The organism is Megasphaera cerevisiae DSM 20462 (genome assembly GCF_001045675.1).
GTDB lineage: Bacteria > Bacillota > Negativicutes > Veillonellales > Megasphaeraceae > Megasphaera > Megasphaera cerevisiae.
Window position 1 is genome coordinate 1 of record NZ_LEKT01000175.1, and the last position, 594, is coordinate 594.

Annotated in this window: 1 pseudogene; it reads left to right on the plus strand. The window is 35.0% G+C overall.

What is annotated here, in order from left to right:
- A pseudogene (locus AB840_RS15605) lies at window positions 1-594 on the plus strand (hypothetical protein); the annotation flags it as partial.

Here is a 594-nt window from a genome sequence, read left to right on the forward strand (position 1 = left end):
CAATTAGCTAATGGACAATTATCAAACCAACAAATTGTAGAGCAACTCAAACGACACATTGATAAACAAGGACATGTGAGCGCGGATGACATTTTAAATGATGTATTAAATAATGCAAAAGATAAACGACAAGCGATTGAAACTATATTAGCAACGAGAATTGAACAAGGAAAAGCAAAAGTTCTAGCAGATATCATTAATCGTATGCAAAGTGATAAAGCAAGTGCTTTAGATTTAATCAAGTCTGCCATTAACGGTAAGGCTAATGATTTATTGCAATTGCAACATAAGATGGACAGTGCTAAGAAAGATTTAGACTATATTGTTTCTCCGATCAAAAATAGACCGAGCATTTTTGATAGAATTAATCAACAATCCAATCAAGGCTCTCGTTTATTAGATCAACTTAATTCTGGTGGTAGTCTATTGGATAGTATTCCTGATATTCCAACGCCAACACCTGAAAAAGGCCTAACGCTTGGTTCTAATGATGGATTCCTAGATGGATTGTTTAATGATGATGGTAATCTATCATTACCTGATGCAGGTCAGGCAGTTAAGCAACATTGGATGCCTATAGCATTAGTTATAGCC